At 61.2% G+C, this 24093-nt stretch carries 22 protein-coding genes; 13 read left to right on the top strand and 9 right to left on the bottom strand.

The window, feature by feature from the left end; translation table 11 throughout:
• Nucleotides 1-162: 162 nt before the first annotated feature.
• A complete protein-coding gene (locus BFP95_RS09745) occupies nucleotides 163-675 on the top strand; it encodes a glycine cleavage system protein R (RefSeq protein ID WP_065880144.1) in 513 nt (170 codons plus the stop codon).
• 223 nt (nucleotides 676-898) lie between these two features.
• Here BFP95_RS09745 and rarD read toward each other — a convergent pair whose 3' ends face one another.
• From rarD to BFP95_RS09720, 5 genes are all read right to left on the bottom strand, one after another.
• Nucleotides 899-1783, bottom strand: coding sequence for an EamA family transporter RarD (gene rarD, locus BFP95_RS09740; protein ID WP_065871824.1), 885 nt, complete (start codon nucleotides 1781-1783; stop codon nucleotides 899-901).
• Nucleotides 1784-1885: 102 nt separating this feature from the next.
• Complete coding sequence (locus BFP95_RS09735; RefSeq protein ID WP_065871823.1) at nucleotides 1886-2860, bottom strand: serine/threonine protein kinase; 975 nt, start codon at nucleotides 2858-2860, stop codon at nucleotides 1886-1888.
• A gap of 178 nt (nucleotides 2861-3038) precedes the next feature.
• Nucleotides 3039-4937, bottom strand: a complete 1899-nt coding sequence (locus BFP95_RS09730) for a PhoX family protein (protein WP_065880143.1) — start codon at nucleotides 4935-4937, stop codon at nucleotides 3039-3041.
• A gap of 79 nt (nucleotides 4938-5016) precedes the next feature.
• Complete coding sequence (locus BFP95_RS09725; RefSeq protein WP_065880142.1) at nucleotides 5017-5781, bottom strand: TOBE domain-containing protein; 765 nt, start codon at nucleotides 5779-5781, stop codon at nucleotides 5017-5019.
• Between the two features lie 58 nt (nucleotides 5782-5839).
• On the bottom strand, nucleotides 5840-6577 hold the full coding sequence (locus BFP95_RS09720; protein WP_065871820.1) for a ComF family protein: 738 nt from the start codon (nucleotides 6575-6577) through the stop codon (nucleotides 5840-5842).
• Nucleotides 6578-6669: 92 nt separating this feature from the next.
• On the opposite strand from BFP95_RS09720, the gene bioB reads away from it, so the two are divergent.
• The 10 genes from bioB to BFP95_RS09670 all read left to right on the top strand — a co-directional run bounded on the left by bioB (nucleotide 6670) and on the right by BFP95_RS09670 (nucleotide 18990).
• Entirely contained in the window at nucleotides 6670-7725 is a 1056-nt protein-coding gene (bioB, locus tag BFP95_RS09715; RefSeq protein WP_065871819.1) for a biotin synthase BioB, read from the top strand.
• 75 nt (nucleotides 7726-7800) lie between these two features.
• Nucleotides 7801-8982, top strand: a complete 1182-nt coding sequence (bioF, locus tag BFP95_RS09710) for an 8-amino-7-oxononanoate synthase (RefSeq protein ID WP_065909933.1) — start codon at nucleotides 7801-7803, stop codon at nucleotides 8980-8982.
• Nucleotides 8975-9706 (top strand): alpha/beta fold hydrolase, encoded by a 732-nt coding sequence (locus BFP95_RS09705; protein WP_065871817.1) that lies wholly within the window; start codon nucleotides 8975-8977, stop codon nucleotides 9704-9706. The genes bioF and BFP95_RS09705 overlap by 8 nt, the downstream gene beginning before the upstream one ends.
• On the top strand, nucleotides 9699-10511 hold the full coding sequence (gene bioC / locus BFP95_RS09700) for a malonyl-ACP O-methyltransferase BioC (protein ID WP_065909931.1): 813 nt from the start codon (nucleotides 9699-9701) through the stop codon (nucleotides 10509-10511). The genes BFP95_RS09705 and bioC overlap by 8 nt, the downstream gene beginning before the upstream one ends.
• Nucleotides 10508-11188, top strand: a complete 681-nt coding sequence (gene bioD, locus BFP95_RS09695) for a dethiobiotin synthase (RefSeq protein WP_065871815.1) — start codon at nucleotides 10508-10510, stop codon at nucleotides 11186-11188. Before bioC ends, bioD begins: the two co-directional genes overlap by 4 nt.
• Before the next feature lie 106 nt (nucleotides 11189-11294).
• Nucleotides 11295-11576 carry a pyrroloquinoline quinone biosynthesis protein PqqE gene (locus tag BFP95_RS09690; protein WP_065871814.1) on the top strand — a complete coding sequence of 94 codons (282 nt, stop codon included), beginning with the start codon at nucleotides 11295-11297 and terminating at the stop codon, nucleotides 11574-11576.
• Nucleotides 11577-11928: 352 nt separating this feature from the next.
• Nucleotides 11929-13734: a phenylacyl-CoA dehydrogenase gene (locus tag BFP95_RS09685; RefSeq protein WP_065871813.1), complete on the top strand. Its 1806-nt coding sequence runs from the start codon at nucleotides 11929-11931 to the stop codon at nucleotides 13732-13734.
• Between the two features lie 208 nt (nucleotides 13735-13942).
• Entirely contained in the window at nucleotides 13943-15229 is a 1287-nt protein-coding gene (locus BFP95_RS09680) for a GGDEF domain-containing protein (RefSeq protein ID WP_065871812.1), read from the top strand.
• A 90-nt stretch (nucleotides 15230-15319) separates the two neighbouring features.
• The gene (locus BFP95_RS09675) at nucleotides 15320-17089 is read left to right on the top strand and encodes an acyl-CoA dehydrogenase C-terminal domain-containing protein (protein WP_065871811.1); all 1770 of its coding nucleotides are present in this window, start codon (nucleotides 15320-15322) and stop codon (nucleotides 17087-17089) included.
• A 122-nt stretch (nucleotides 17090-17211) separates the two neighbouring features.
• On the top strand, nucleotides 17212-18990 hold the full coding sequence (locus BFP95_RS09670) for an acyl-CoA dehydrogenase C-terminal domain-containing protein (RefSeq protein WP_065871810.1): 1779 nt from the start codon (nucleotides 17212-17214) through the stop codon (nucleotides 18988-18990).
• 226 nt (nucleotides 18991-19216) lie between these two features.
• On the opposite strand, the gene BFP95_RS09665 is transcribed toward BFP95_RS09670, so the two are convergent.
• Nucleotides 19217-20116, bottom strand: a complete 900-nt coding sequence (locus BFP95_RS09665; protein ID WP_065871809.1) for a LysR family transcriptional regulator — start codon at nucleotides 20114-20116, stop codon at nucleotides 19217-19219.
• 209 nt (nucleotides 20117-20325) lie between these two features.
• Between BFP95_RS09665 and BFP95_RS09660 the strand changes: the two genes are divergently transcribed.
• Together BFP95_RS09660 and BFP95_RS09655 are read left to right on the top strand one after the other, a co-directional pair.
• Nucleotides 20326-21594 carry an aspartate aminotransferase family protein gene (locus tag BFP95_RS09660; protein WP_065909930.1) on the top strand — a complete coding sequence of 423 codons (1269 nt, stop codon included), beginning with the start codon at nucleotides 20326-20328 and terminating at the stop codon, nucleotides 21592-21594.
• A 184-nt stretch (nucleotides 21595-21778) separates the two neighbouring features.
• The gene (locus BFP95_RS09655) at nucleotides 21779-21937 is read left to right on the top strand and encodes a YqaE/Pmp3 family membrane protein (protein WP_049711246.1); all 159 of its coding nucleotides are present in this window, start codon (nucleotides 21779-21781) and stop codon (nucleotides 21935-21937) included.
• A gap of 5 nt (nucleotides 21938-21942) precedes the next feature.
• On the opposite strand, the gene pqqE is transcribed toward BFP95_RS09655, so the two are convergent.
• Genes pqqE through pqqC form a run of 3 tightly spaced genes read right to left on the bottom strand, consistent with a single transcriptional unit; the run spans nucleotide 21943 to nucleotide 24090 of the window.
• Nucleotides 21943-23073 (bottom strand): pyrroloquinoline quinone biosynthesis protein PqqE, encoded by a 1131-nt coding sequence (gene pqqE / locus BFP95_RS09650; protein ID WP_065871807.1) that lies wholly within the window; start codon nucleotides 23071-23073, stop codon nucleotides 21943-21945.
• Nucleotides 23066-23341: a pyrroloquinoline quinone biosynthesis peptide chaperone PqqD gene (pqqD, locus tag BFP95_RS09645; protein ID WP_046069808.1), complete on the bottom strand. Its 276-nt coding sequence runs from the start codon at nucleotides 23339-23341 to the stop codon at nucleotides 23066-23068. Before pqqD ends, pqqE begins: the two co-directional genes overlap by 8 nt.
• Complete coding sequence (gene pqqC, locus BFP95_RS09640; RefSeq protein ID WP_065871806.1) at nucleotides 23338-24090, bottom strand: pyrroloquinoline-quinone synthase PqqC; 753 nt, start codon at nucleotides 24088-24090, stop codon at nucleotides 23338-23340. Before pqqC ends, pqqD begins: the two co-directional genes overlap by 4 nt.
• Nucleotides 24091-24093: the final 3 nt, after the last annotated feature.

The raw sequence follows: 24093 nt of genomic DNA, 5'->3' as shown, positions 1-24093 counted from the left end.
ATACGTCGTTTAGCGACCCACTTTGGTCGTACGGTCACAGCGGAGAATCGGATGTTCTCAAAAAACTATTGGATTGTTCCAGATAAATATAAAAATGGTACACGATTTGTTTTCAAGGGCTTCCGGGTCCACCTTGTAGATTGAATTCCAGAGGGCTTTGCCATGGACCATCTTGTACTCACAATTATCGCCGCCGACAAACCCGGGCTGGTTGAACGCATTGCGCAGAACATCGCCGCCCACGGCGGCAACTGGCTCGAAAGCCGCATGGCGCACATGGCCGGGCAGTTTGCCGGGATCCTGCGGGTCAGTGTGCCGGCGGAGAGCCGTCAGGCTTTGGTGGGCGCGCTCGAGGATTTATCCACACACGGCATTCGCGTACTGGTGGGTGAGGGCAGCACTGGCCAGGCTTCAGCATCCAAATCGATTGTGATGACGCTGGTGGGTAACGACCGTTCGGGCATCGTGCGCGAGATCACGGCGCTGCTGAGCCAGCAGGGGGTCAACCTGGCGAGTCTGAGCACTGACGTTCGCCCGGCTCCCATGAGCGGTGACCCGTTGTTCACTGCCGAGGCGCTGTTGCAGGTGCCGACAGCATTATCCCTGGATGTATTGCAGTTATCCCTGGAAACCCTGGCGGATGACCTGATGGTGGAGCTGCACCACGAGGAATAATCTTTCCACGAGGTTATGCATGGAAATCTTGCATGGGCCTGTGGATAACCTGTAGAGACCCGGCGCCAGGCCAGACCGGCCGGGCTTCTCCGTAAACTGAGTAAAAAACGAGCAGTTTCAAGGGGTTGTGCACAAATGGCGGGGATCAGGTTGTGGATAACCTTGGGATGGGTGTCTGCAAGTCACGCCGACCGTGCCTTGCAGAGGTTTGTACGTTATTTGATCAGCGTTTGCGCACGCTCAGCCAGATATCCACGCTGTACACCACCAGGCCCGCCCAGATGAAGGCGAAGGCAGTCAACGTGCTCGGCGCCAGGTGTTCGCCGAACAGCAGCACGGCTTCCAGCAGCACCAGCGTCGGCGCCACATACTGCAGGAAGCCCAGCGCGGTGTAAGGCAAATGCCGTGCGGCGGCGTTGAAACACACCAGCGGGATCAGCGTCACCGGGCCCGCAGCTACCAGCCACCAGGCTTCTGAGGTGCTCCAAAACGCCAGCTGCGCACTGTGGGCCGTTGGGTTGAACAGCAGCCATGCGAGAGCAATGGGCACCAGCATCCAGGTTTCTACCACCAGCCCCGGCAATGCTTTCACCGGCGCCTGTTTACGGATCAATCCGTAAAAGCCAAAGGTTAACGCCAGCACCAGCGACACCCACGGCAAGCTGCCCACCTGCCACACCTGTTGCGCCACACCCGCTGCAGCCAGCCCGACGGCGACCCATTGCAGACGGCGCAGGCGTTCACCCAGGATCAGCATGCCCAGCAGCACATTGACCAGCGGGTTGATGTAGTAACCCAGGCTCGCTTCCAGCATGCGCCCCGTATTCACCGACCACACATACGTCAGCCAGTTGGCCGCAATCAGCGAACCGCTGAGGGCCAGGATCGCCAGGCGCTTGGGGTTGTCACGCAGTTCGCGGAACCAGCCGGGGTGTTTCCACACCATCAGCAGCAAACCGCCGAACAGCGCTGACCACAGCACGCGGTGCACGATGATCTCGGCGGCGGGTACGCTGGCGATGGCTTTGAAGTAGAGCGGGAACAGACCCCAGATGACATAGGCGCTCAGGCCTAGAATGTATCCCTTGCGGGGGTTGGCGGCTTGCATGCGGAATCCTTGCTTAGGCAGCTAACAAAGCGCAATTGTAGGGATATTTCTCAGGCATTGGGATCTGCTTTCTGTGGGAGCCCGGCTCCCACAGAGAAGCCGTCAGAAGAGTTTCAGGGGTTCTTCGTTCAGGGCCGAGAGTTGTTCGCGCAATGCCAGCACCTGGTCGCCCCAATAGCGCTCACTGCCAAACCAAGGAAAACTGTGGGGAAACGCCGGGTCATCCCAGCGCCGTGCCAGCCAGGCGCTGTAGTGCATCAGGCGCAGGGCGCGCAACGGTTCGATCAACGCCAGTTCGCGCGGATCGAAGTCATGGAATTCCTGATAGCCGTCCATCAATTCCGACAACTGTCCCAGACATTCCTGACGGTCTCCGGCGAGCATCATCCACAGGTCCTGCACCGCCGGGCCCATGCGGCAGTCATCAAGGTCGACAATATGGAACATCTCGTCACGGCACATCATGTTGCCGGGATGGCAATCGCCGTGCATGCGGATGTTCTTGTGCGGCGTGGCCGTGTACACCTCTTCCACGCGTTTGAGCAGGTCGCGGGCCACGGACTCGTAGGCCGGCAGCAGGCTCTTGGGAATGAAGTTGCCTTCCAACAGCGTGGTGAGGGAATCGTGACCGAAGTTCTTCACGCCCAAGGCTTCACGGTGTTCGAACGGGCGGGTGGAACCCACCGCATGCAAACGGCCAAGCAGTTGCCCAAGGCGATACAGCTGATCCAGATTGCCCGGCTCCGGTGCACGGCCGCCACGGCGTGGGAACAAGGTGAAGCGGAAGCCGGCGTGTTCGAACAGGCTTTCGCCATTGTGGATCAGTGGTGCCACCACCGGCACTTCGCATTCGGCCAGTTCGAAGGTGAAACGGTGTTCTTCAAGGATCGCCTCGTTCGTCCAACGCTGTGGGCGATAGAACTTGGCGATCAACGGTTCCGAGTCTTCGATGCCCACTTGGTAGACGCGGTTTTCGTAGCTGTTGAGCGCGAGAATGCGCGCATCGCTGAGGAAGCCGATACTTTCGACAGCGTCGAGCACCAGGTCGGGGGTGAGTGTTTCAAACGGATGGGCCATGCGAACTCCTGCGCGCAGCAGGTCGCCGCGTCCGGCCGGGTATGGTAACGCACACGGCTTGAGATAGGGGGCGGCAGTGCAGACGCCATCGCAGGCAAGCCAGCTCCCACATTTGGTCCGTGTCAGTCATGACAACGCGGTCAAGTGTGGGAGCTGGCTTGTCTGCGATGAGGCCCTATCAGGCGCCGACGATACCGCCGTCATCCCGTCGAATCGCCATCACTGACGAACGCGGCTTGCCATTCGGCAGGTGCTCCGGCCAGGTGGAGCCGCCGGTCTCACCCGGATGCTGAATCCCCACAAACAACGTTTTCTGATCCGGCGAGAAGCTGATGCCCGTTACTTCACAGGCCACAGGGCCAACCATGAAACGACGGATTTCCCCGGTGGTCGGGTCAGCGCAGAGCATCTGGTTATTGCCCATCCCCGCGAAATCACCCGCGTTGCTGTAGTCGCCATCGGTCAGAATCCACAGCCGCCCGGCCTTGTCGAAACCCAAGCCATCAGGGCTGTTGAACATATTTTGCGGGTTGATATTCGACGAACCGCCCTTCGGCGTGCCGGCGTGAACGCCAGGGTTGCCGGCCACCACAAACAGGTCCCAAGTAAATGCCATGCTGGCGTGGTTATCGGCGTCGGCTTTCCAGCGCAGGATCTGGCCGTAGACGTTTTTCTCACGGGGGTTGGGGCCGCCGACGGGCTGGCCGTCTTCACCGCGCTTGGCGTTGTTGGTGAGGGTGCAATAGACCTGGCCATCGGTGGGGCTGACCACGATCCATTCCGGGCGGTCCATGCGCGTGGCTTTCACCACACTGGCGGCGAGGCGTGCGTGGATCAGCACTTCGGCCTGGCTGTTGAAACCGCTGCTGGCGTCGATGCCGTTTTTGCCATGGGTCAGCTCGACCCACTGGCCCTTGCCTTTGGGGTGGTCGGCATTGCCGTCGCCCGCGTCGAAGATCGCCACGTACAGGGTGCCGTGGTCGAGCAGGTCTTTGTTGGCCTTGGGGTTTTTGTGGTTGATCTTGTCGCGGCTGACGAACTTATAGATAAACTCACCGCGCTCGTCGTCGCCCATGTACACCACGGCGCGGCCGTCGCGGGTTTCAGCGAGGGCGGCGTTCTCGTGTTTGAAGCGGCCCAGGGCGGTGCGCTTGGCTGGGGTGGATTGCGGGTCGAACGGGTCGATTTCCACGACCCAGCCATGGCGATTGAGCTCGTTGGGGTTCTTGGCCAGGTCAAAGCGCGGGTCGTGCTGGTGCCAGTTGATGTCTTTGCTGGCGGCGACGGCGCCGTAGCGTTTCTGCCCGGCATCAAACGTTTGCTGTGGGTTGCTGCTGCCAAAGCAGTCGGTGAAGTTCTCTTCACAGGTCAGATAAGTGCCCCACGGGGTTTTACCGTTGGCGCAGTTCTGGAATGTACCAAGGGCTTTCTTGCCGGATTTGTCGGCGCTGGTTTTCAGCCATTCGTGACCGGCGGCGGGGCCGCTCAGGCGGATCGGCGAGTTGCCGTGGATGCGCCGGTTGTAGCGCGAGTCCTGGACGAACTGCCAGGTGTCACCCTTGCGCCGCACTTCGATCACCGACACGCCTTCGCTGGCCTGCGCCTTGCGCACATCTTCGGCCGATTGCGGCGCGCCGCCGTGGGCAAAGAGGTAGCGGTAGTTGGTGTATTCGTTGTTGATCGCCATCAGTGCGCGGTTGTCGTCGCCGGGGAAGGCGAACAGGCTCATGCCGTCGTTGTTGTCACCGAACTGCTGTTCCTGAGCATTGGCCGTGCCGTTGCCGGACGGGTCGAACGCCGGCGCGCTCTTGCTCAGCGGCTGGCCCCAACTGATCAACACCGAAGCGCTGTAGCCCGGCGGCAACGTGATAGCGTCGCTGGTCGCGGCGGCGATGCTGGTAAAACCCAGCAGCGGGCTGGCGGTGGCGGCGTTGACGGCCAGGGCGCTACGGGTCAGCAGGTTGCCGCCCAGGAACATCGCGGCACCGCACAAAGCGCCGGCGCCGATAAAGCGGCGGCGGGTGAGGCCGACCATCTGTTCGAGGTCGGTGGCTTGGTTTTCTTCTAATAGGCTCATCTCAGGCTCCCTGCGGTTTTTGCAGACACCTTAAGGAGCGGGCGTGACGAAATTGTTGCAGTTAAAAGAAGGTGGCGACTTACACCGGTGTTCCCAGCAGCACATTGCTCGGCGCGAACTGTACCTGGATCGCCTGGCCTCTGGCGGCGCCGATGGCGTTGAGCGTGTCGAGTTGCGCCAGGGCGCATAGAACCTGGCCGTTGGGCAGCACGATGCGGACTTCGCTGGGGCCGTCGTCGGCCTCGAGAATGGCGTCGACGGTGCCGCCCATGCAATTGTGTCCAGTTGTTGCAGAGTCCTCGGGTGCCAGCAATTCCAACCAGCCCGCCTTGATCAGTGCGACCACCTCCACGCCAGTTTCCAGCTCCAGTCGCTGCGTGCTGTCGTGGGTGATTTGCGCATCCAGGGACAGCCCGCCAGCCAGTTGCAGGCGCACCAGATCATTGCGGCCATGATGCTCGATGGCGACGACTTGGCCATGCAGTTGATTACGCGCGCTGGTGCGCAGCATCAGGCGGCCGAGCAGGTTGAAGTCACTGGCGGCTTCATCAGAGCCCAGCACTTCGGCCTGTAACACTTGCAGGCGTTGGTAAAGACGCAATACGCGCTCACCCTCGGCCGTCAGCTTGGCGCCGCCGCCGCCCTTGCCGCCGACGCTGCGTTCCACCAGCGGTTTTTGCGCAAGGTTGTTCAACTCGTCGATGGCATCCCATGCCGCCTTGTAACTCAAACCAGCGCTTTTCGCCGCGCGAGTGATGGAGCCTTGCTCGGCGATATGCGCCAGCAAGGCAATGCGCTGTGGGCGACGGATGATGTGCTGGCTGAGGGACGCTGGCAGAGACATGTGGGTACGCTTCGATGAGATGGGCCGAACGTTGCGGGCAAGGTTGGCTGGAGTCAAGTCAACTGCCTGGTTTGGGCGTGCGCGCCAGGCAGTACACATCGACCTGGCGCGCGCCGGCATTCATCAACAGCTGCGCCAGGCTGTGGGCGGTGGCGCCGGTGGTGAGTACGTCGTCCACCAAGGCAAAGTGCCGGCCTTGCACCTGGGCGCCGGGTGCCAGGGCAAAGGCGCCGAGCAGGTTGCGTTTACGGGTCTTGGCGTCGAGGGCTTGCTGGGCGACCGTATCATGAGGGCGTAACAACAGATGTTCATCGTGGGGGAGGTTCAGGTCGCTGCTGAGCCAACGCGTCAGCATCAAGGCCTGGTTATAGCCGCGCTCGCGCAGGCGTTTGCGCGCCATGGGCACCGGCAGCAAACAATCCGGGCGTGTGAGTTCAGTGTTGTCCAGGCGGTGTTGCAGGTGTTGCGCCAATAGTCGTGCAAGCATCTGCCCGAAGGGCCAGCGCGCCTGGTGTTTGAAGCGGCTGATCAGGCTGTCGATGGGAAAGCTGTAGGACCAGGGGGCGATCACCTGTTTAAAGGCCGGTGGTTGTTTCTGGCACTGGCCGCATATTAAACCCTCCATCGGTAGCGGCAGGGCGCACACGTCGCAGTGCTCCAGCAGCCAGGGCAGCTCGGTTTCGCAGACGTTGCACACACAATGGGTTGATTCCGTCGCTTCATCGCAGATTAAACAGATTTGTACGGTTTTTAACCAGATGTAAACCTGGTGTTTGTACTCTGGTTGACAGTGCATGAATCTTCCTTAAATATGCCGAGCATCCGTGTCGTACCTGTGGGTATTGCCCTTCCCACAGCGTTTGCCAAAGCATAATCAAGGAATCGCCCATGAGCGCCAGCACCACCGCCACTTTGCGTCACGATTGGTCCCTCGCCGAAGTCAAAGCGCTGTTCGTGCAGCCGTTCAATGACCTGCTGTTCCAGGCGCAGACCGTGCACCGCGCGCATTTCGACGCCAACCGTGTGCAAGTGTCGACGCTGCTCTCGATCAAAACCGGTGCCTGCCCGGAAGATTGCAAATATTGTCCGCAGTCGGGCCACTACAACACGGGCCTCGAAAAAGAAAAGCTGATGGAAGTGCAGAAGGTGCTGGAAGAGGCCGCTCGCGCCAAAGCCATCGGCTCGACGCGTTTCTGCATGGGCGCCGCCTGGAAACACCCGTCGGCCAAAGACATGCCCTACGTGCTGCAGATGGTCAAAGGCGTGAAGGCCATGGGCCTGGAAACCTGCATGACCCTCGGCCGCTTGGACCAGGACCAGACCGAGGCCCTGGCCCAGGCTGGCCTCGACTACTACAACCACAACCTCGATACCTCGCCGGAGTTCTACGGCAGCATTATCACTACCCGCACCTATGGCGAGCGCCTGCAAACCCTGGCCTATGTGCGTGACTCGGGGATGAAGATCTGCTCCGGTGGCATCCTTGGCATGGGCGAGTCCCTCGACGACCGCGCCAACTTGCTGATCCAACTGGCCAACCTGCCGGAGCATCCTGAGTCGGTGCCGATCAACATGCTGGTGAAGGTCGCCGGTACGCCGCTGGAAAATGCCGAGGATATCGACCCGTTCGACTTCATCCGCATGCTGGCCGTGGCGCGCATCCTGATGCCGCAATCCCACGTGCGCCTGTCGGCCGGCCGTGAGGCGATGAACGAGCAGATGCAGGCGTTGGCGTTTTTTGCCGGGGCCAACTCGATCTTCTACGGCGACAAATTGCTGACCACCGCTAACCCACAGGCTGACAAGGACATGCAACTGTTCTCGCGCCTGGGCATCCTGCCGGAAGCGCGGGAAGAGCACGCGGATGAGGTGCATCAGGCCGCGATCGAGCAGGCGTTGGTGGAGCAGAAGAGCAGCGAGCAGTTCTATAACGCGGTGGTTTGACGCCTATCTCTCTATTGGAATGCAAGCCGGCTCCCACATTGAAACTGTGTTTATCCAGATATATCCGAGGCCTGCATGTCTTTCGATCTCGCCGCGCGCCTCGCTGCCCGCCGTGCCGAACACCTCTATCGCCAACGCCCGCTGCTGGACAGCCCCCAAGGCCCGGAAGTGGTGGTGGACGGCCAGCCGTTGCTGGCGTTCTGCAATAACGATTACCTGGGCCTGGCCAATCACCCGCAGGTGATCGAAGCCTGGCGCGCCGGTGCATCCCGTTGGGGTGTCGGCGGTGGCGCTTCGCACCTGGTGGTCGGGCATGCCACGCCGCACCATGAACTGGAAGAAGCCCTGGCGGACCTGACCGGTCGCCCACGCGCCTTGCTGTTTACCACCGGCTACATGGCCAACCTCGGTGCGGTCACGGCGTTGGTGGGGCAGGGCGACACGGTGCTGGAAGACCGGCTCAACCATGCATCGTTGCTGGATGCCGGCCTGCTGTCCGGTGCGCGCTTCAATCGCTACCTGCACAACGACGCTGACAGCCTGGCCAAGCGCCTGGAGAAGGCGACCGGTAATACGCTGGTGGTCACCGACGGTGTGTTCAGCATGGACGGCGACCTGGCGGATTTGCCCGCGCTGGCCCGTGCAACCAAGGCCAAAGGCGCCTGGCTGATGGTGGACGACGCCCACGGTTTCGGCCCTTTGGGCGCCCACGGCGGCGGGATCGTCGAGCATTTCGGCCTCAGCCAGGACGACGTGCCGGTGCTGGTCGGCACCCTCGGCAAGGCCTTCGGTACGGCGGGGGCCTTTGTGGCCGGCAGCGAAGAACTGATCGAAAGCCTGATCCAATTCGCCCGGCCCTACATCTACACCACCAGCCAACCGCCCGCCCTGGCCTGCGCCACCTTGAAAAGCCTGGAGCTGTTGCGTACCGAGCACTGGCGGCGCGAGCACCTCAACAACCTCATTCGCCAGTTCCGCCAGGGCGCGGAGCAGCTCGGCCTGGACTTGATGGACAGCTTTACGCCGATCCAGCCGATCTTGATTGGCGACAGTGCCAAAGCCATGCGCCTGTCGCACATGCTGCGCGAACGCGGCTTGATGGTGACCGCGATCCGCCCACCTACCGTGCCGGCCGGCAGCGCGCGTTTGCGCGTGACTTTGACGGCAGCCCACAGCGAGGCGCAGGTGCGGCTATTGTTAAATGCATTGGAAGAGTGTTTCCACTTGTTAGGCGCCTCGGAGCCCAGCCATGCGTGATCGACTGATATTACTGCCCGGCTGGGGCCTTGGCGTATCGCCGCTGGAACCTTTGGCCGCCGCCTTGCAAGGCCTGGACGAGCACCTGCGGGTGCAGATCGAGCCGTTGCCGGCGCTGGACGCCAGTGACCTGAATGAATGGCTCGACGAACTCGACGCCACGCTGCCGGACAACGCCTGGCTGGGCGGTTGGTCGCTGGGTGGCATGCTGGCTTCGGAGCTGGCGGCGCGACGCGCAGAGCGCTGCTGCGGCCTGCTGACCCTGGCCAGCAACCCCTGTTTCGTTGCCCATGACGGCTGGCCGAGCGCGATGCCCGCCGAGACCTTTGACGCCTTCCTCGCCGGCTGCCATGCCGACTCTCAGGTCACCCTCAAGCGCTTCGGCCTGTTGTGCGCCAAGGGCGCGGAGGACCCACGCGGGCTGTCGCGCCTGCTGGTCAGTGGCGCGCCGAATACGCCTTCGAGTGTGTTGATGCCCGGGCTTGAGTTGCTTGCCCAACTCGACACCCGCGACGCTTTGCTGGCCTTTCGTGGCCCGCAGTTGCACCTGTTTGCCGGTATGGACGAACTGGTGCCCGCCGAAGCTGCCAGCGCGCTGCTGGCCCTGCTCCCCGATGTTGAAATCGGCCTGATTGAACAGGCCGGCCACGCTTTTCTTCTGGAAGACCCCCACGGTGTAGCGGGGGCCATCCAGGCCTTTTTGCATGAGTGCGTCGATGACTGATTTATCCCACGCCCCGTTGCCGGGTGGCTTGCCGAACAAGCGCCAGGTGGCGGCCTCCTTTTCCCGTGCGGCGGCCAGTTACGATAGCGTTGCCGAGTTGCAGCGGGCGGTGGGCAGCCAATTGCTGACGCGTCTGCCAGCAGGCATTGCGCCTCAACGCTGGCTGGACATGGGCTGCGGCACCGGTTATTTCAGCCGTGTGTTGAGTGAACGGTTGCCCGCCAGCCAAGGCGTGGCGCTGGATATCGCCGAAGGCATGCTCAAGCACGCGCGGCCGTTGGGTGGCGCCGGACATTTCATTGCGGGGGACGCCGAGCGTTTACCGCTGCAAGACGCCAGTTGCGGGCTGATCTTCTCCAGTCTGGCGGTGCAATGGTGCGCGAACTTCGAGGCGGTGCTCAGTGAGGCCTATCGTGTGCTGCGACCGGGGGGGGTGTTGGCGTTTGCCAGTCTTTGCGTGGGCACCCTGGAAGAACTGCGCGAAAGCTGGCGCGCCGCGGATGGCTTGGTCCACGTCAACCGCTTTCGCACCTTCGAGGCTTATCAGCAGCGGTGCGCGGCCAGTGGCCTGCGAGTAGTGAGCCTGGAGCGCCGCCCCCATGTGTTGCACTACCCGGACGTACGCAGCCTGACCCACGAGCTGAAAGCGTTGGGCGCGCACAACCTCAACCCCGGCCGGCCGGGAGGCTTGACGGGGCGTGCGCGGATTGTTGCACTGGTGCGAGCGTATGAGCAGTTCCGTCAGGCTCAGGGCCTGCCGGCGACTTACCAAGTGGTGTATGCCGTACTGGAGAAACCGCTATGACTGCCGCTTACTTCATCACCGGCACCGACACCGATGTCGGCAAGACCACCATCGCTGCAGGCCTGCTCCATGCAGCCCGACAAGCCGGCAGAAGCACCGCCGCCGGCAAACCGGTAGCCTCCGGCTGCCAGGTCACCCCCAAAGGCTTGCGCAACGCCGATGCATTGGCACTGTTGGCCGAATGCTCATTGCCCCTGAGTTATGCCGAGGTCAACCCGGTGGCATTCGAGCCGGCCATCGCGCCCCATCTGGCGGCGCGGGAGGCGGGTGTCTCGCTCACCGTTCACTCTTTGCTCAAACCTATGCAGCAGGTTCTGGCCAGGCAAGCGGATTTCACCCTGATCGAAGGCGCCGGCGGATGGCGTGTGCCATTGGCCGATCAGGCGAATTTGTCGGACCTGGCCATGGCGCTCAAACTGCCCGTGATCCTGGTGGTGGGCGTGCGGCTAGGGTGCATCAGCCATGCCTTGCTTACCGCCGAAGCCATCGCGCGAGACGGTTTGCAGTTGGCCGGGTGGGTGGCGAATATCATCGACCCCAAGACCTCCCGTCTGGAAGAAAACCTCGCCACCTTGGCAGAGCGGTTGCCTGCGCCATGCCTGGGCCGTGTGCCGAAACTTAAGCATGCGGGGGCTGAAACGGTGGCGGAGTACCTGCAATTAGACCTGCTTGACTGATTTTGGCTATCGCTAAGGCATTATGCCATTAGGGTTTTTGTCGGGCGTTTTGTGGGCAACTCTGCTTCAATCACCGCTCACGATTCTCTAAAGGCAGGCTTACGCCATGGAAATCTCTGGAAGCAGCGCGTTTTACTCGGGGCTGAGCACTATTCAGGCCGGGCAGAACCGTGTCGACCAGGCTGCGGGCAAGATTGCCAGCGCCGCGACGACCCAGCCATCGGATGCGCAAAGCGACCGTCTGCAAGCCAACGACCGCGCCCAGCCGTCCAACTCGGCCAGCAACATGGTGGAGATGGCCCAAGGCAAGTTCCAAGTCGAGCTCGGCGTAAAAGTCGCCAAGGCTTCGGATGAAATGCTCGGCACGTTGATCGATACCTACGCTTAACTCCCTCTACCAAGGTATGCCGGCTCTTTTGTGGGAGCTGGCTTGTCGGGTCGCCGCATCGCTGCGATAGCATCTACCCAGTTATCCTGATACACCGCGGCGCCTGTATCGCAGGCAAGCCAGCTCCCACATTTGCCCTGCGTTCTCCTTTTGAACTTCTACTCTCTTCTAATCATGTGGCGTCTTGCCGCAATCGTTGCCGTGCGCGCCATTGACCCACGTCATGACAAACGGCATCCGGACGACGCTTGACATCCCTAGGTGGTAAACGTATGTTTCAAACACCTGTTTGACCGCCACAACACATCCACGCGGTTGTTCATTCCAGATACATCAGCAGAGGTTTATCGCTATGCCTGACTACAAGGCCCCCTTGCGTGATATTCGCTTCGTTCGTGACGAACTGCTCGGCTATGAAGCGCACTATCAGAGCCTGCCGGCTTGCCAGGACGCTACCCCGGACATGGTTGACGCCATCCTTGAAGAAGGCGCCAAGTTCTGTGAGCAAGTGCTGGCACCGCTGAACCGCGTGGGCGACATCGAAGGGTGCACCTGGAGTGAGTCAGGCGTTAAGACCCCTGCTGGTTTCAAAGAAGCCTACAAACAATTCGTTGAAGGCGGCTGGCCAAGCCTGGCCCACGACGTGGAGCACGGTGGCCAAGGCCTGCCGGAGTCCCTGGGCCTGGCAGTCAGCGAAATGGTTGGCGAAGCCAACTGGTCGTGGGGCATGTACCCGGGCCTGTCCCACGGTGCGATGAACACCATTTCCGAGCACGGCACCCCTGAGCAGCAAGAGGCCTACCTGACCAAACTGGTGTCGGGTGAATGGACCGGCACCATGTGCCTGACCGAGCCACACTGCGGCACCGACCTGGGCATGCTGCGCACCAAGGCCGAGCCTCAGGCTGACGGTTCCTACAAAGTCTCCGGCACCAAGATCTTCATCTCGGCCGGTGAACACGACATGGCCGACAACATCGTCCACATCGTACTGGCCCGCCTGCCGGACGCACCGGCTGGCACCAAAGGCATCTCGCTGTTCATCGTGCCGAAATTCATGCCAAACGCCGATGGTTCGGTGGGTGAACGCAACGCAGTGACCTGTGGCTCCCTGGAACACAAGATGGGTATCCACGGCAACGCCACCTGCGTGATGAACTTCGACGCGGCCACCGGTTTCCTGATCGGCCCGGCGAATAAAGGTCTGAACTGCATGTTCACCTTTATGAACACCGCTCGCCTGGGCACCGCGCTGCAAGGCCTGGCCCACGCCGAGATCGGCTTCCAGGGCGGCCTGAAATACGCCCGCGACCGTCTGCAAATGCGCTCGCTGACTGGCCCAAAAGCGCCGGAAAAGGCCGCTGACCCGATCATCGTGCACCCAGACGTGCGCCGCATGCTGCTGACCATGAAAGCCTTCGCCGAAGGCAACCGTGCGATGGTGTACTTCACCGCCAAGCAAGTGGACATCGTCAAATACGGCACCGACGACGAAGCCAAGAAACAGGCTGACGGCCTGCTGGCCTTCATGACTCCGATCGCCAAGGCGTTCATGACCGAAGTCGGTTTTGAGTCTGCCAACCACGGCGTACAGATCTACGGCGGCCACGGCTTCATCGCCGAGTGGGGCATGGAGCAGAACGTTCGCGACAGCCGCATTTCGATGCTGTACGAAGGCACCACCGGTATCCAGGCGCTGGACCTGCTCGGCCGCAAAGTGCTGATGACCCAGGGCGAAGCGCTCAAGGGCTTCACCAAGATCGTGCATAAGTTCTGCCAGGCCAACGAAGGCAACGAGGCCGTTCAGGAGTTTGTTACTCCGCTGGCCGCGCTGAACAAAGAGTGGGGCGAGTTGACCATGAAGGTCGGCATGGCCGCGATGAAAGACCGTGAAGAAGTGGGTGCCGCCTCGGTGGACTACCTGATGTACTCCGGTTATGCGTGCCTGGCTTACTTCTGGGCTGACATGGCGCGCCTGGCTGCCGAAAAACTGGCTGCCGGCACCACCGAAGAGGCGTTCTACACCGCCAAGCTGCAGACCGCGCGCTTCTACTTCCAGCGAATCCTGCCGCGTACCCAGACCCATAAAGCCACCATGCTGTCGGGCGCCAACAACCTGATGGACATGAAAGAAGAAGACTTCGGCCTGGCTTACTAAGCCTCACCGGGTTCACTTCCACAGCCGCTGCTCCGTGACAGGAGCAGCGGCTTTTTTGTGCGCGATAAAAAACCGCAGCACAGCACTCAGGGATTGCTGCCGGCTGCCGTTACAGTGATGGCAATGTGATACATGCACGACGGGTTGTGCTTAACTGTCCGGGTAGAGGCACATTGCCATTATTTTTTTGCGGGTCGGAGTTTTACCCTTGTCGCGCGTGTCCGCTGTCAGTTTCAGTCATTTCCTCCCTTCGTTACTGCTATTGCTGGCCGGGCTCTCGGCTGCATATATCAAAGACCTCAGCGTTTTCTTCACGTCACTGTTCAATGTGTTGCCGACCTTGGTGCTGTTGCTCGGCGGTTCGTACTGCGCGGTGTACCGCCGTCAGCGTGAACTGTTCCTGATGATCACGGTGTATATCGCCTACTTCCTGCTCGATACCCAGACCGACTTCTACCGCGACCACGGCCGCGTGCGCGAAGACGCGGCCGTGGTGTTTCACCTGTGCTGCTTGTTGCTGCCGTTGTTGTTCAGCATTTACGCGCTGTGGCAGGAGAAGACCCACCTGTTCCGTGATTTCGTCGCCCGTGGCGCTGTGTTGCTGGCGATAGGCAGTGTGGCGCTGGCACTTGAGCAGAGTTTCCCCGTGGCGGTGCTGAACTGGCTGGCGGAGATTCGCTGGCCCGTGCTGCATGGCGCCTGGATGAGCCTGATCCAATTGTCGTATCCGATGTTCCTGATCGGCTTCCTGACCCTGGCCGCACAGTACTGGTACCAGCCGCGCCCGCTGCACGCCGCGCAACTGGTGGGTTTGCTGGGGTTGTTCTGGATGTTGCCGCAGACGTTCATCCTGCCGTTCACCCTGAATATCATGTGCAGCCAGGTGATGCTGATGATCGCCGCTGGCGTCGCCCACGAGGCCTATCAAATGGCCTTCCGCGATGAGCTGACCGGCTTGCCGGGACGACGTGCGCTGAACGAGCGTATGCAGCGATTGGGGCGCAACTATGTGCTGGCGATGAGTGACGTCGACCACTTCAAGCGCTTCAACGACACCCATGGCCATGACGTCGGCGACCAGGTGCTGCGCCTGGTGGCAAGCAAGCTGTCCAAGGTCAACGGCGGCGGGCGCGCCTACCGGTATGGCGGTGAAGAGTTTGCCGTGGTGTTCGCCGGCAAGACGGTGGAGGAATGCTTGCCGCACCTGGAAGAAATCCGCGAGATCATCGCCGATTACGCTATCAAATTACGCAACCTGGACCGCCCTCAAGACGACCACCAAGGCCGTCAGCGGCGGGCGGGCAGTGGCGCCTCGAGTGTTTCGGTGACCATCAGTATCGGCGTGGCCGAACGCCAGGCTGAGCAGCGCACACCGGAGGAAGTCCTCAAGTCTGCCGACCAGGCGCTGTACGCTGCCAAGGGCGCCGGGCGTAACTGTGTGGTCGCGGCTGGCCAGACCCGCCGTGGCGCGGTGCGGGAAAGCGCTGCCGGTTGAGTAATGGTGCTGTATTCAGCAGCCCTACAGTGATTGTCGAGGGCCGTGGCCGGCAGTAGGTTTAAACCATCTGCTGCCGGAGACATCGCCATGCCTGACTACAAAGCTCCCCTGCGCGACATGCGCTTTCTGATCGACAACGTATTTGATTTCCACGGCCACTACGCCGCGTTGGGAGCAACCGACGCCAGCCCGGACATGGTCAATGCGATCCTCGAAGAAGGCGCCAAATTTTGCGAGAACGTGCTGTCGCCGCTCAACCGCAGCGGTGATGAAGAAGGCTGCCATTTCGACAATGGCGTCGTCACCACGCCGAAGGGCTTCAAGGAAGCCTTCGCCCAGTACGTGGAAGGTGGCTGGCACGGTGTGGCGGCGGACCCGGCGTATGGCGGCCAAGGCTTGCCGCAGTCGCTGGGCCTGGTGCTCAGCGAAATGATCGGCTCCAGCAACACCTCCTGGGGCATGTACCCAGGGCTGACCCACGGCGCAATGTCGGCGATCCATGCCCATGGCACCGCCGAGCAAAAAGATACGTTCCTGAACAAACTCACCGCCGGCGAATGGACCGGCACCATGTGCCTCACCGAAGCCCACTGCGGCACCGACCTGGGCCTGATCAAGACTCGCGCCGTGCCCCAGGCGGACGGTAGCTATGCGGTTACCGGCAGCAAGATCTTCATCTCGGCCGGCGAACACGACATGAGTGCCAACATTATCCACTTAGTGCTGGCCAAGCTGCCGGATGCGCCGGCGGGCACCAAGGGCATCTCGCTGTTTATCGTGCCCAAGTTCCATGCCGATTCCGGCGAGCGCAACGCGGTGCACTGCGGCTCCATCGAACACAAGATGGGCATCAAGGCCTCGGCCACCTGTGTGCTGAATTTCGACGGTGCCAGAGGTTTCCTGATAGGCGAGGCGAACAAAGGCCTCAACTGCATGTTCACCATGATGAACCATGCGCGCCTGGGCACCGGCATGCAGGGCCTGTGCAATGGCGAGGCAAGCTTCCAGGGGGCGATCAAGTACGCCAACGATCGCTTGCAAATGCGCTCGCTGACCGGCGCCAAGGCTCCGGAAAAAGCCGCCGACCCTATCATCGTGCACCCCGATGTGCGCCGCATGTTGCTGACCATGAAAGCCTTCAACGAAGGCAACCGCGCGCTGACCTACTTCACCGCGCAATTGCTCGACACCGCACACCTGAGCAGCGACGCCGCCCAACGCCAGGACGCCGAAGACCTGTTGGCGTTCCTCACGCCCATCTGCAAAGCCTTTATGACCGATACCGGGTTGGAGGTGACCAACCACGGCATGCAGGTCTTCGGCGGCCACGGTTACATCCGCGAATGGGGCATGGAGCAACTGGCCCGCGATGCGCGGATTGCGCCGATCTATGAAGGCACCAACGGCATCCAGGCCCTCGACTTGCTGGGGCGCAAGGTGCTGGGCAGCCAGGGCAAGTTGCTGCGCGGGTTTACCAAAATCGTGCACAAGTTCTGCGCCGCGCATGCCGAGCATCCGCAACTCAGGGCCTATGTAGCGCAGCTCAATCAACTGAACGGGGAATGGGGCGAACTGACCACCCAGGTCGGTATGGCCGCGATGAAGAACCCCGATGAAGTCGGTGCGGCGGCAGTGGATTACTTGATGTACAGCGGCTACGTGGTGCTCGCTTACCTGTGGCTGCGCATGGCGATTGCTGCCCTTGACCAGCAAGACGCTTATTTCGCCAAGGCCAAGCTGGCCACTTGCGACTTCTACTTCAAGCGCCTGCTGCCGCGTACTGCCACGCACCGCGCGGCGGTGGAGGCGGGCAGCGAATGCCTGATGAGTCTGCCTGCGGAGGCATTTGCGCTGTGATGACTTAAAAATACCTATCAGTCACAAGTGGACCCTATGTGTCTGAAAAGTTGTTCGGGTACACTCGGAGCCTGTAAAACCGATCCTACCGAATCACTTTTCACGTTCTTACGAGGTTTGCCATGGCTGATTACAAAGCGCCGCTGCGTGATATGCGCTTCGTCCTCAACGAAGTCTTTGAGGTCGCCGACACGTGGGCCCAATTGCCGGCATTGGCAGACACCGTTGACGCCGAAACCGTAGAGGCCATCCTCGAAGAAGCCGGCAAGGTCACCGCCAAATCCATCGCCCCGCTCAGCCGCGGTGGCGATGAACAAGGTTGCCGCTGGGACAACACCGCGGTGTTTACGCCGGACGGTTTCCCGCAGGCCTACAAAACCTACGCCGAAGGCGGTTGGGTTGGCGTAGGCGGCGACCCTGCCTTCGGTGGCATGGGCATGCCCAAGGCCGTGTCAGCCCAGGTCGAAGAGATGATCAACTCGTCAAGCCTGGCATTCGGTTTGTACCCGATGCTGACCTCCGGCGCCTGCGTGTCGATTGCCACGCACGCCGGCGAAGCACTCAAGGCCGCCTACCTGCCGAAGATGTATTCCGGTGAATGGGCAGGCTCCATGTGCCTGACCGAATCCCATGCCGGTACCGACTTGGGGATGATCCGTACCAAGGCGGAGCCGCAGGCGGACGGTTCCTACAAAGTCAGCGGCACCAAGATCTTTATCACCGGTGGCGAACACGACCTCACCGACAACATCATTCACCTGGTGCTGGCCAAACTGCCGGATGCGCCGGCCGGTCCCAAGGGCATTTCGCTGTTCCTGGTGCCGAAGTTCATGGTGAATGCCGACGGCAGCCTGGGCGCACGCAACCCGGTGAGCTGTGGCTCGATCGAGCATAAAATGGGGATCCAGGCGTCCGCGACCTGTGTGATGAATTTCGACGAAGCCGTGGGTTTTCTGGTGGGCGAACCGAACCGTGGTCTGGCGGCGATGTTCACCATGATGAACTACGAGCGTTTGGGTGTGGGTATCCAGGGCCTGGCATCCGGCGAGCGCTCTTACCAGAATGCCATTGAATACGCGCGTGACCGCCTACAAAGCCGTGCGCCGACCGGCGCGCAGGCCAAGGACAAAGCGGCTGACCCGATCATCGTGCACCCGGACGTGCGCCGCATGCTGCTGACCATGAAGGCTGCGAATGAAGGCGGGCGTGCCTTCTCCACCTACGTGGCGACGCAACTGGATATCGCCAAGTTCAGCGACGATGCCGCGGCCCGCGAACGTGCGGATAACCTGGTGGCGTTGCTGACCCCAGTGGCCAAGGCGTTCTTGAGCGACCTGGGCCTGGAAACCACGGTGCTTGGCCAGCAGGTGTTTGGCGGCCACGGCTACATTCGCGAGTGGGGCCAGGAGCAACTGGTGCGCGATGTGCGCATCACCCAGATCTACGAAGGCACCAACGGCATCCAGGCGCTGGACCTGATGGGGCGCAAGATCGTCGGCAGCGGCGGGGCGTTCTACACCTTGTTTGCCGATGAGATCCGCGCGTTCATTGCCTCGGCCGGTGCCGAGCTGGCTGAATTCACCACACCGCTGAGCGCGGCGGTGGATAACCTGGATGAACTGACCGCCTGGGTCCTGGATCGCGCCAAGACAGACCCGAATGAAATCGGCGCGGCGTCCGTTGAGTATTTGCATGCATTTGGATACATGGCCTACGCCTATATGTGGGCGCGCATGGCCAAGGCGGCGCTGGGCAAGGAGTCTGAAGAAGACTTCTACGCCAGCAAGATGGGCACTGCGCGCTTCTACTTTGCGCGCCTGTTGCCACGTATCCATTCGCTGAGTGCGTCGGTAAAAGCCGGCAGCGAATCGCTGTTTCTGCTGGATGAAGCCCTGTTCTAAGGGAATGGAGGGCGTGTAAGCATTCTCTTACATGACGTGCTGCTATTCGTCCTCTATCGCCATATTGGATCCACGGATAATCTACTTCACATGGACGTCGCGCAGGAAGCGCAAAGCAACAACACGGACACGTAGGATTCTGCCAGGACGGCGGAGTGAAATGGATGTCAGGGAAACAGTCTGCAAAGCCCCGCTTCGGCGGGGTTTTCTTTTGCCTGCGAAAAAGTCATGCCGGTGCCTGCGGTGCATTCATCACGTCTTCCAGCAAGGTGCGCAGTAACGCCATTGTCGCTTGCTGACGTTGCACGTCGCGACACACCAAGCCCACTTTCAGCGGCACCCTGGGTTCACTCAAGGGTTTCCACAACAGCGACTGGCTGTTGTGTTCGTCCTGGGAGCGCCCTGGCAGTACTGTCGCAAGCTTTGTGTGAGGCAAGCTGTCGAGAATCCCCACCATGGTATTGAGCTCGGCCTGCACTTGCGGGCGACGGCCGAGGTTGGCCAGTTGGCCCTGCCAGATCTGCCTCACCTGGAACTCCTCGCCCAGCAGCAACATGGGTAACTCCGCCGCCTGCTTCAGCGAAACCTTCTTGAATTCCCGCAGGGGATGATCCTCCGGGAGGACCACCTTCAATTCGTCTTCATACAACAACACGCCGTGCAACCCCGGCTGGCGGGGCGGCAGGTAGCTGATACCGATGTCCAGCGAACCGTTGAGCAGGCGCCGTTCAATTTCAATCCCGGTCAACTCGTAGATCTGCACCACCAAGTGCGGCTGGGCCTTGCGCACGCGCTCGAGCATCTGCGGCACCAGGCTGGTGTGCACGGTTTGCAGCACACCGATAGCCAACGTGCGCATTGCCTGGCCCTTGAAGTTACGCAACGCCTCGACCGCCTGTTGCAAGCCATCAATCAGCGGCAGGGCATGGTTGTACAGCGTGTGCGCCGCCAGTGTCGGTAATAGCCGCTTGCTGCTGCGCTCGAACAGGCTCACATCGAGGTTCTGTTCCAACTGGCGAATCTGCTGGGACAGTGCCGGTTGGGAGATCGACAGGCGTTCCGCAGCACGGCCTACGTGGCCTTCCTCATACACCGCGACGAAATAACGCAGTTGCTTGAAATCCATAAGGCTTACTTATCGAAAAAGCTGGAAAAACGAAATGGCCGGTGGCCCCCGAGCCGCCTAGTCTAGCGCCTATTCGCAGGGCTTACAGGGCCGGATCGGGCAATGAACAGTGTTTATGTTGATGGCGTTTACATAGGCAAGGCTAACAATCTTCAACCAGGTTACGCGGCGAGTACCGACCAAGGTCCGGTTGCCAAAGGGGGTGGCTTGTGAACCTGTTCACTCTGCGCCGCCCCGTGCCGAGCCTGGACGACCTGATCCTCGACGCCCCGCGCGACAGTCTTTCCAGCGCCGCTCTGATGCCCACGGTGGCCCGGCCGCCTCAAGTATTTGTGCGCGGCCAAGGCTCCTGGTTGTGGGACAGCGACGACCGTGCCTATCTGGATTTCAGCCAGGGCAGCGCCGCCAACAGCCTCGGCCACAGCCCGCAAGTGTTGATCAAAGCGCTGGCCGACCAGACTCAGACACTGATCAACCCTGGCAACGGCCTGCACAACCGTGCCCAACTCAACCTCGTCGACCGCCTGTGCCATCGCACCGGCAGCGATCAGGCGTACCTGCTCAACAGTGGTGCGGAAGCCTGCGAAGCCGCGATCAAACTGGCGCGCAAGTGGGGCCAGCTGTATCGCGGCGGTGCCTACCGCATCATCAGCGCCAGCAGTGCCTGTCACGGTCGCAGCTTCGCGGCAATGTCGGCCTCGGCGGGTGCCTTAGAAAACCGTTTCGAACCGCAGTTGCCGGGCTTCAGCCATGTCCCCTTCAACGACTTGCCAGCCCTGCACGCCGCAGTCGACGCGCAAACCGTCGCGATCATGCTCGAGCCGATCCAGGGCGAAGCCGGGGTGATTCCCGCGACGGAGCACTATCTCAAAGGTGTAGAACGTTTGTGTCGCGAACTGGGGATCCTGCTGATTCTCGACGAAGTGCAAACCGGCATTGGCCGCTGCGGCACGTTGCTCGCCGAACAGCAATACGGCGTCCGCGCCGACATCATCACCCTTGGCAAAGGCCTGGGCGGCGGCGTCCCCCTCGCAGCGCTGCTGGCACGCGGCAAAGCGTGCTGTTTTGAAGTGGGCGAGCTGGAAGGCACCCATCATGGCAATGCGCTAATGGCCTCGGCGGGGTTGGCGGTGCTCGATACGGTGCTGCAACACGGTTTTCTGGAGCAAGTGCGTGAGTCCGGCGTCTATCTCGGCGAAGGCCTCGCCCGCCTGGCCTACCGCTACGACCATGGACAACTGCGCGGCGATGGCCTGATGTGGGGGCTGATGTTGTCGGATGATTCCGCAGATGCTGTCGTAAAAGCAGCACTGCACGAAGGGCTGATCCTTAACGCCCCACAACCCAACTGCCTGCGATTCACTCCTGCTTTAACCGTGAGCAAAAGCAACATCGACGAAATGCTCCTGCGCCTGGCCCGCGCCTTCTCCCGCGTGCGCACCGCGCAACTGCAATGCCGCAAGGGCATCGCCGTTTAACCCCCTATGTTCCTGAACCGTCTCGCGGCATACGCGGCGCCTCCGGCCTGATTATTTTGGCTGGGGGCATTTTTTTGGTTCTTCATTTCAAGATGGCTCAACGCCAGAATCCACTGAACCCTCACGAACGCCCAAGGTCGATTAGCTACACGGCTCGCACGAGCCGATTTTTTGGAGCTTACCCATGGACATCATTCGTATCATCATCGCCATTCTGCTGCCGCCACTGGGTGTGTTCCTGCAAGTGGGTCTCGGCGGCGCGTTCTGGCTGAACATCCTGCTGACCCTGTGCGGTTACTTCCCTGGCGTTATCCACGCGGTGTACATCATCGCCAAGCGCTGAGGCCGTCAGCCTTTTGCGATGAGCCGTGAGTTGCGCTCATTGCGAAAGGCCAACTGCTCGATGGTCTGGGTGGCGTGTTCGGCTTCTTCCCGCGCCTGCAGGATGATGCCGTGCTGATCAGACTTGCTGCACACCGGGTCGGCATTGCTCGCATCCCCCGTGAGCATGAAGGCCTGGCAACGGCATCCGCCAAAGTCCTTTTCCTTTTCATCGCATGAACGGCACGGCTCGGGCATCCAGTCATAGCCGCGAAAGCGGTTGAAGCCAAACGAGTCGTACCAGATGTGCTGCATGCTGTGGTCACGCACGTTGGGAAATTGCACCGGCATCTGTCGGGCGCCGTGGCAGGGTAGGGCGGTGCCGTCTGGCGTGACTGTCAGAAAGATACTGCCCCAGCCGTTCATGCAGGCTTTCGGACGCTCCTCGTAGTAATCCGGGGTGACGAAGATCAGCTTGCATGGGTGGCCTTCGGCTTCCAGCTTGGCGCGGTATTCATTGGTGATGCGTTCGGCGCGCACCAGTTGTTCCCGGGTCGGCAGCAACCCCACACGATTGAGCTGCGCCCAGCCGTAGAACTGGCAGGTGGCGAGTTCGACAAAGTCCGCTTCAAGCGCAATGCACAACTCGATGATGCGGTCGATCTTGTCGATATTGTGCCGATGGGTGACGAAGTTCAGCACCATCGGGTAGCCGTGGGCTTTCACCGCACGGGCCATTTCCAATTTTTGCGCGAAAGCTTTTTTTGAGCCGGCCAGCAGGTTGTTCACCTGTTCGTCGCTGGCCTGGAAACTGATCTGGATATGGTCCAGGCCAGCCTTCTTGAAATCGCTGATCTTCTGCTCGGTCAAGCCGATGCCGGAAGTGATCAGGTTGGTGTAGAAACCCAACTTGCGCGCCTCGGCGATCAGCTCGGCGAGGTCCTGGCGCACCAGCGGCTCACCGCCGGAAAACCCCAGTTGTGCGGCACCCATCTCGCGAGCCTCACGAAACACCTTGATCCACTGCTCGGTACTCAGCTCCTTGCCCTGCTCGGCAAAATCCAGCGGGTTGGAGCAGTACGGGCACTGCAACGGGCAGCGGTAGGTCAGTTCAGCCAGCAGCCACAGCGGCAGGCCGATGGCTGGCTTCTCAGGCAAGGGTGATCCAGTGCTCAGCACGGGCGACCTCCATGAATTGCTCAATGTCTTCGCCGAGCTCGGGCACGCCGGGGAATTGTTTATCCAGCTCGGCGATGATCGCGGCCACGTCGCGCTCGCCGTCGATCAAACCACCAATCAGTGCGGCGCTGTCGTTGAGCTTGATCATGCCCTCGGGATACAGCAGCACATGGCCTTTTTGCGCAGGCTCGTACTGGTAACGATAGCCCTGGCGCCAGGTGGGTTTTTTGCTGCGATCAAAGCTCATAGGGCGATCCCTTTATGCCACACCCGCTGCTCGGTGACGCTGTGATACGGCGGGCGTTTCAGTTCATAGGCCATGCTCATGGCATCCAGCATGCTCCACAGGATGTCCAGTTTGAACTGGAGAATTTCCAGCATGCGCGCTTGGCCTTCACGGGTGGTGTAGTGCTGCAGGGTGATCGCCAAGCCGTGCTCCACGTCGCGCCGGGCCTGGCCCAGGCGGGTGCGGAAATACTCATAACCGGCTGGGTCGATCCACGGGTAATGCTGTGGCCAACTGTCGAGGCGCGACTGGTGGATCTGCGGCGCAAACAGCTCAGTCAATGAACTGCTGGCGGCCTCCTGCCAACTGGCACGGCGGGCGAAGTTGACGTAGGCATCCACCGCAAAACGCACGCCGGGCAACACCAGTTCCTGGGAGCGCAGTTGGTCCGGGTCGAGGCCGACTGCTTGGCCCAGGCGCAGCCAGGCTTCGATACCGCCGTCCTCACCCGGTGCGCCATCGTGGTCGAGCAGGCGCTGGATCCACTCGCGACGGATTTCACGGTCCGGGCAGTTGGCCAGGATCGCGGCGTCCTTCAGCGGGATGTTCACCTGATAGTAGAAACGGTTGGCGACCCAGCCTTGGATCTGCTCGCGAGTGGCGCGCCCTTCATACATCGCCACGTGGTACGGGTGATGGATATGGTAGAAGGCGCCCTTGGCGCGCAGGGCTGCTTCAAATTCGGCGGGCGTTAGCGGTGCGTCAGTCATATT

This window comes from Pseudomonas sp. 58 R 12 (assembly GCF_900005865.1).
Taxonomy (GTDB): domain Bacteria; phylum Pseudomonadota; class Gammaproteobacteria; order Pseudomonadales; family Pseudomonadaceae; genus Aquipseudomonas; species Aquipseudomonas tritici.
The sequence above is the reverse complement of the archived record's forward strand: the minus strand, read 5'-3'. Positions and strand labels throughout refer to the sequence as shown.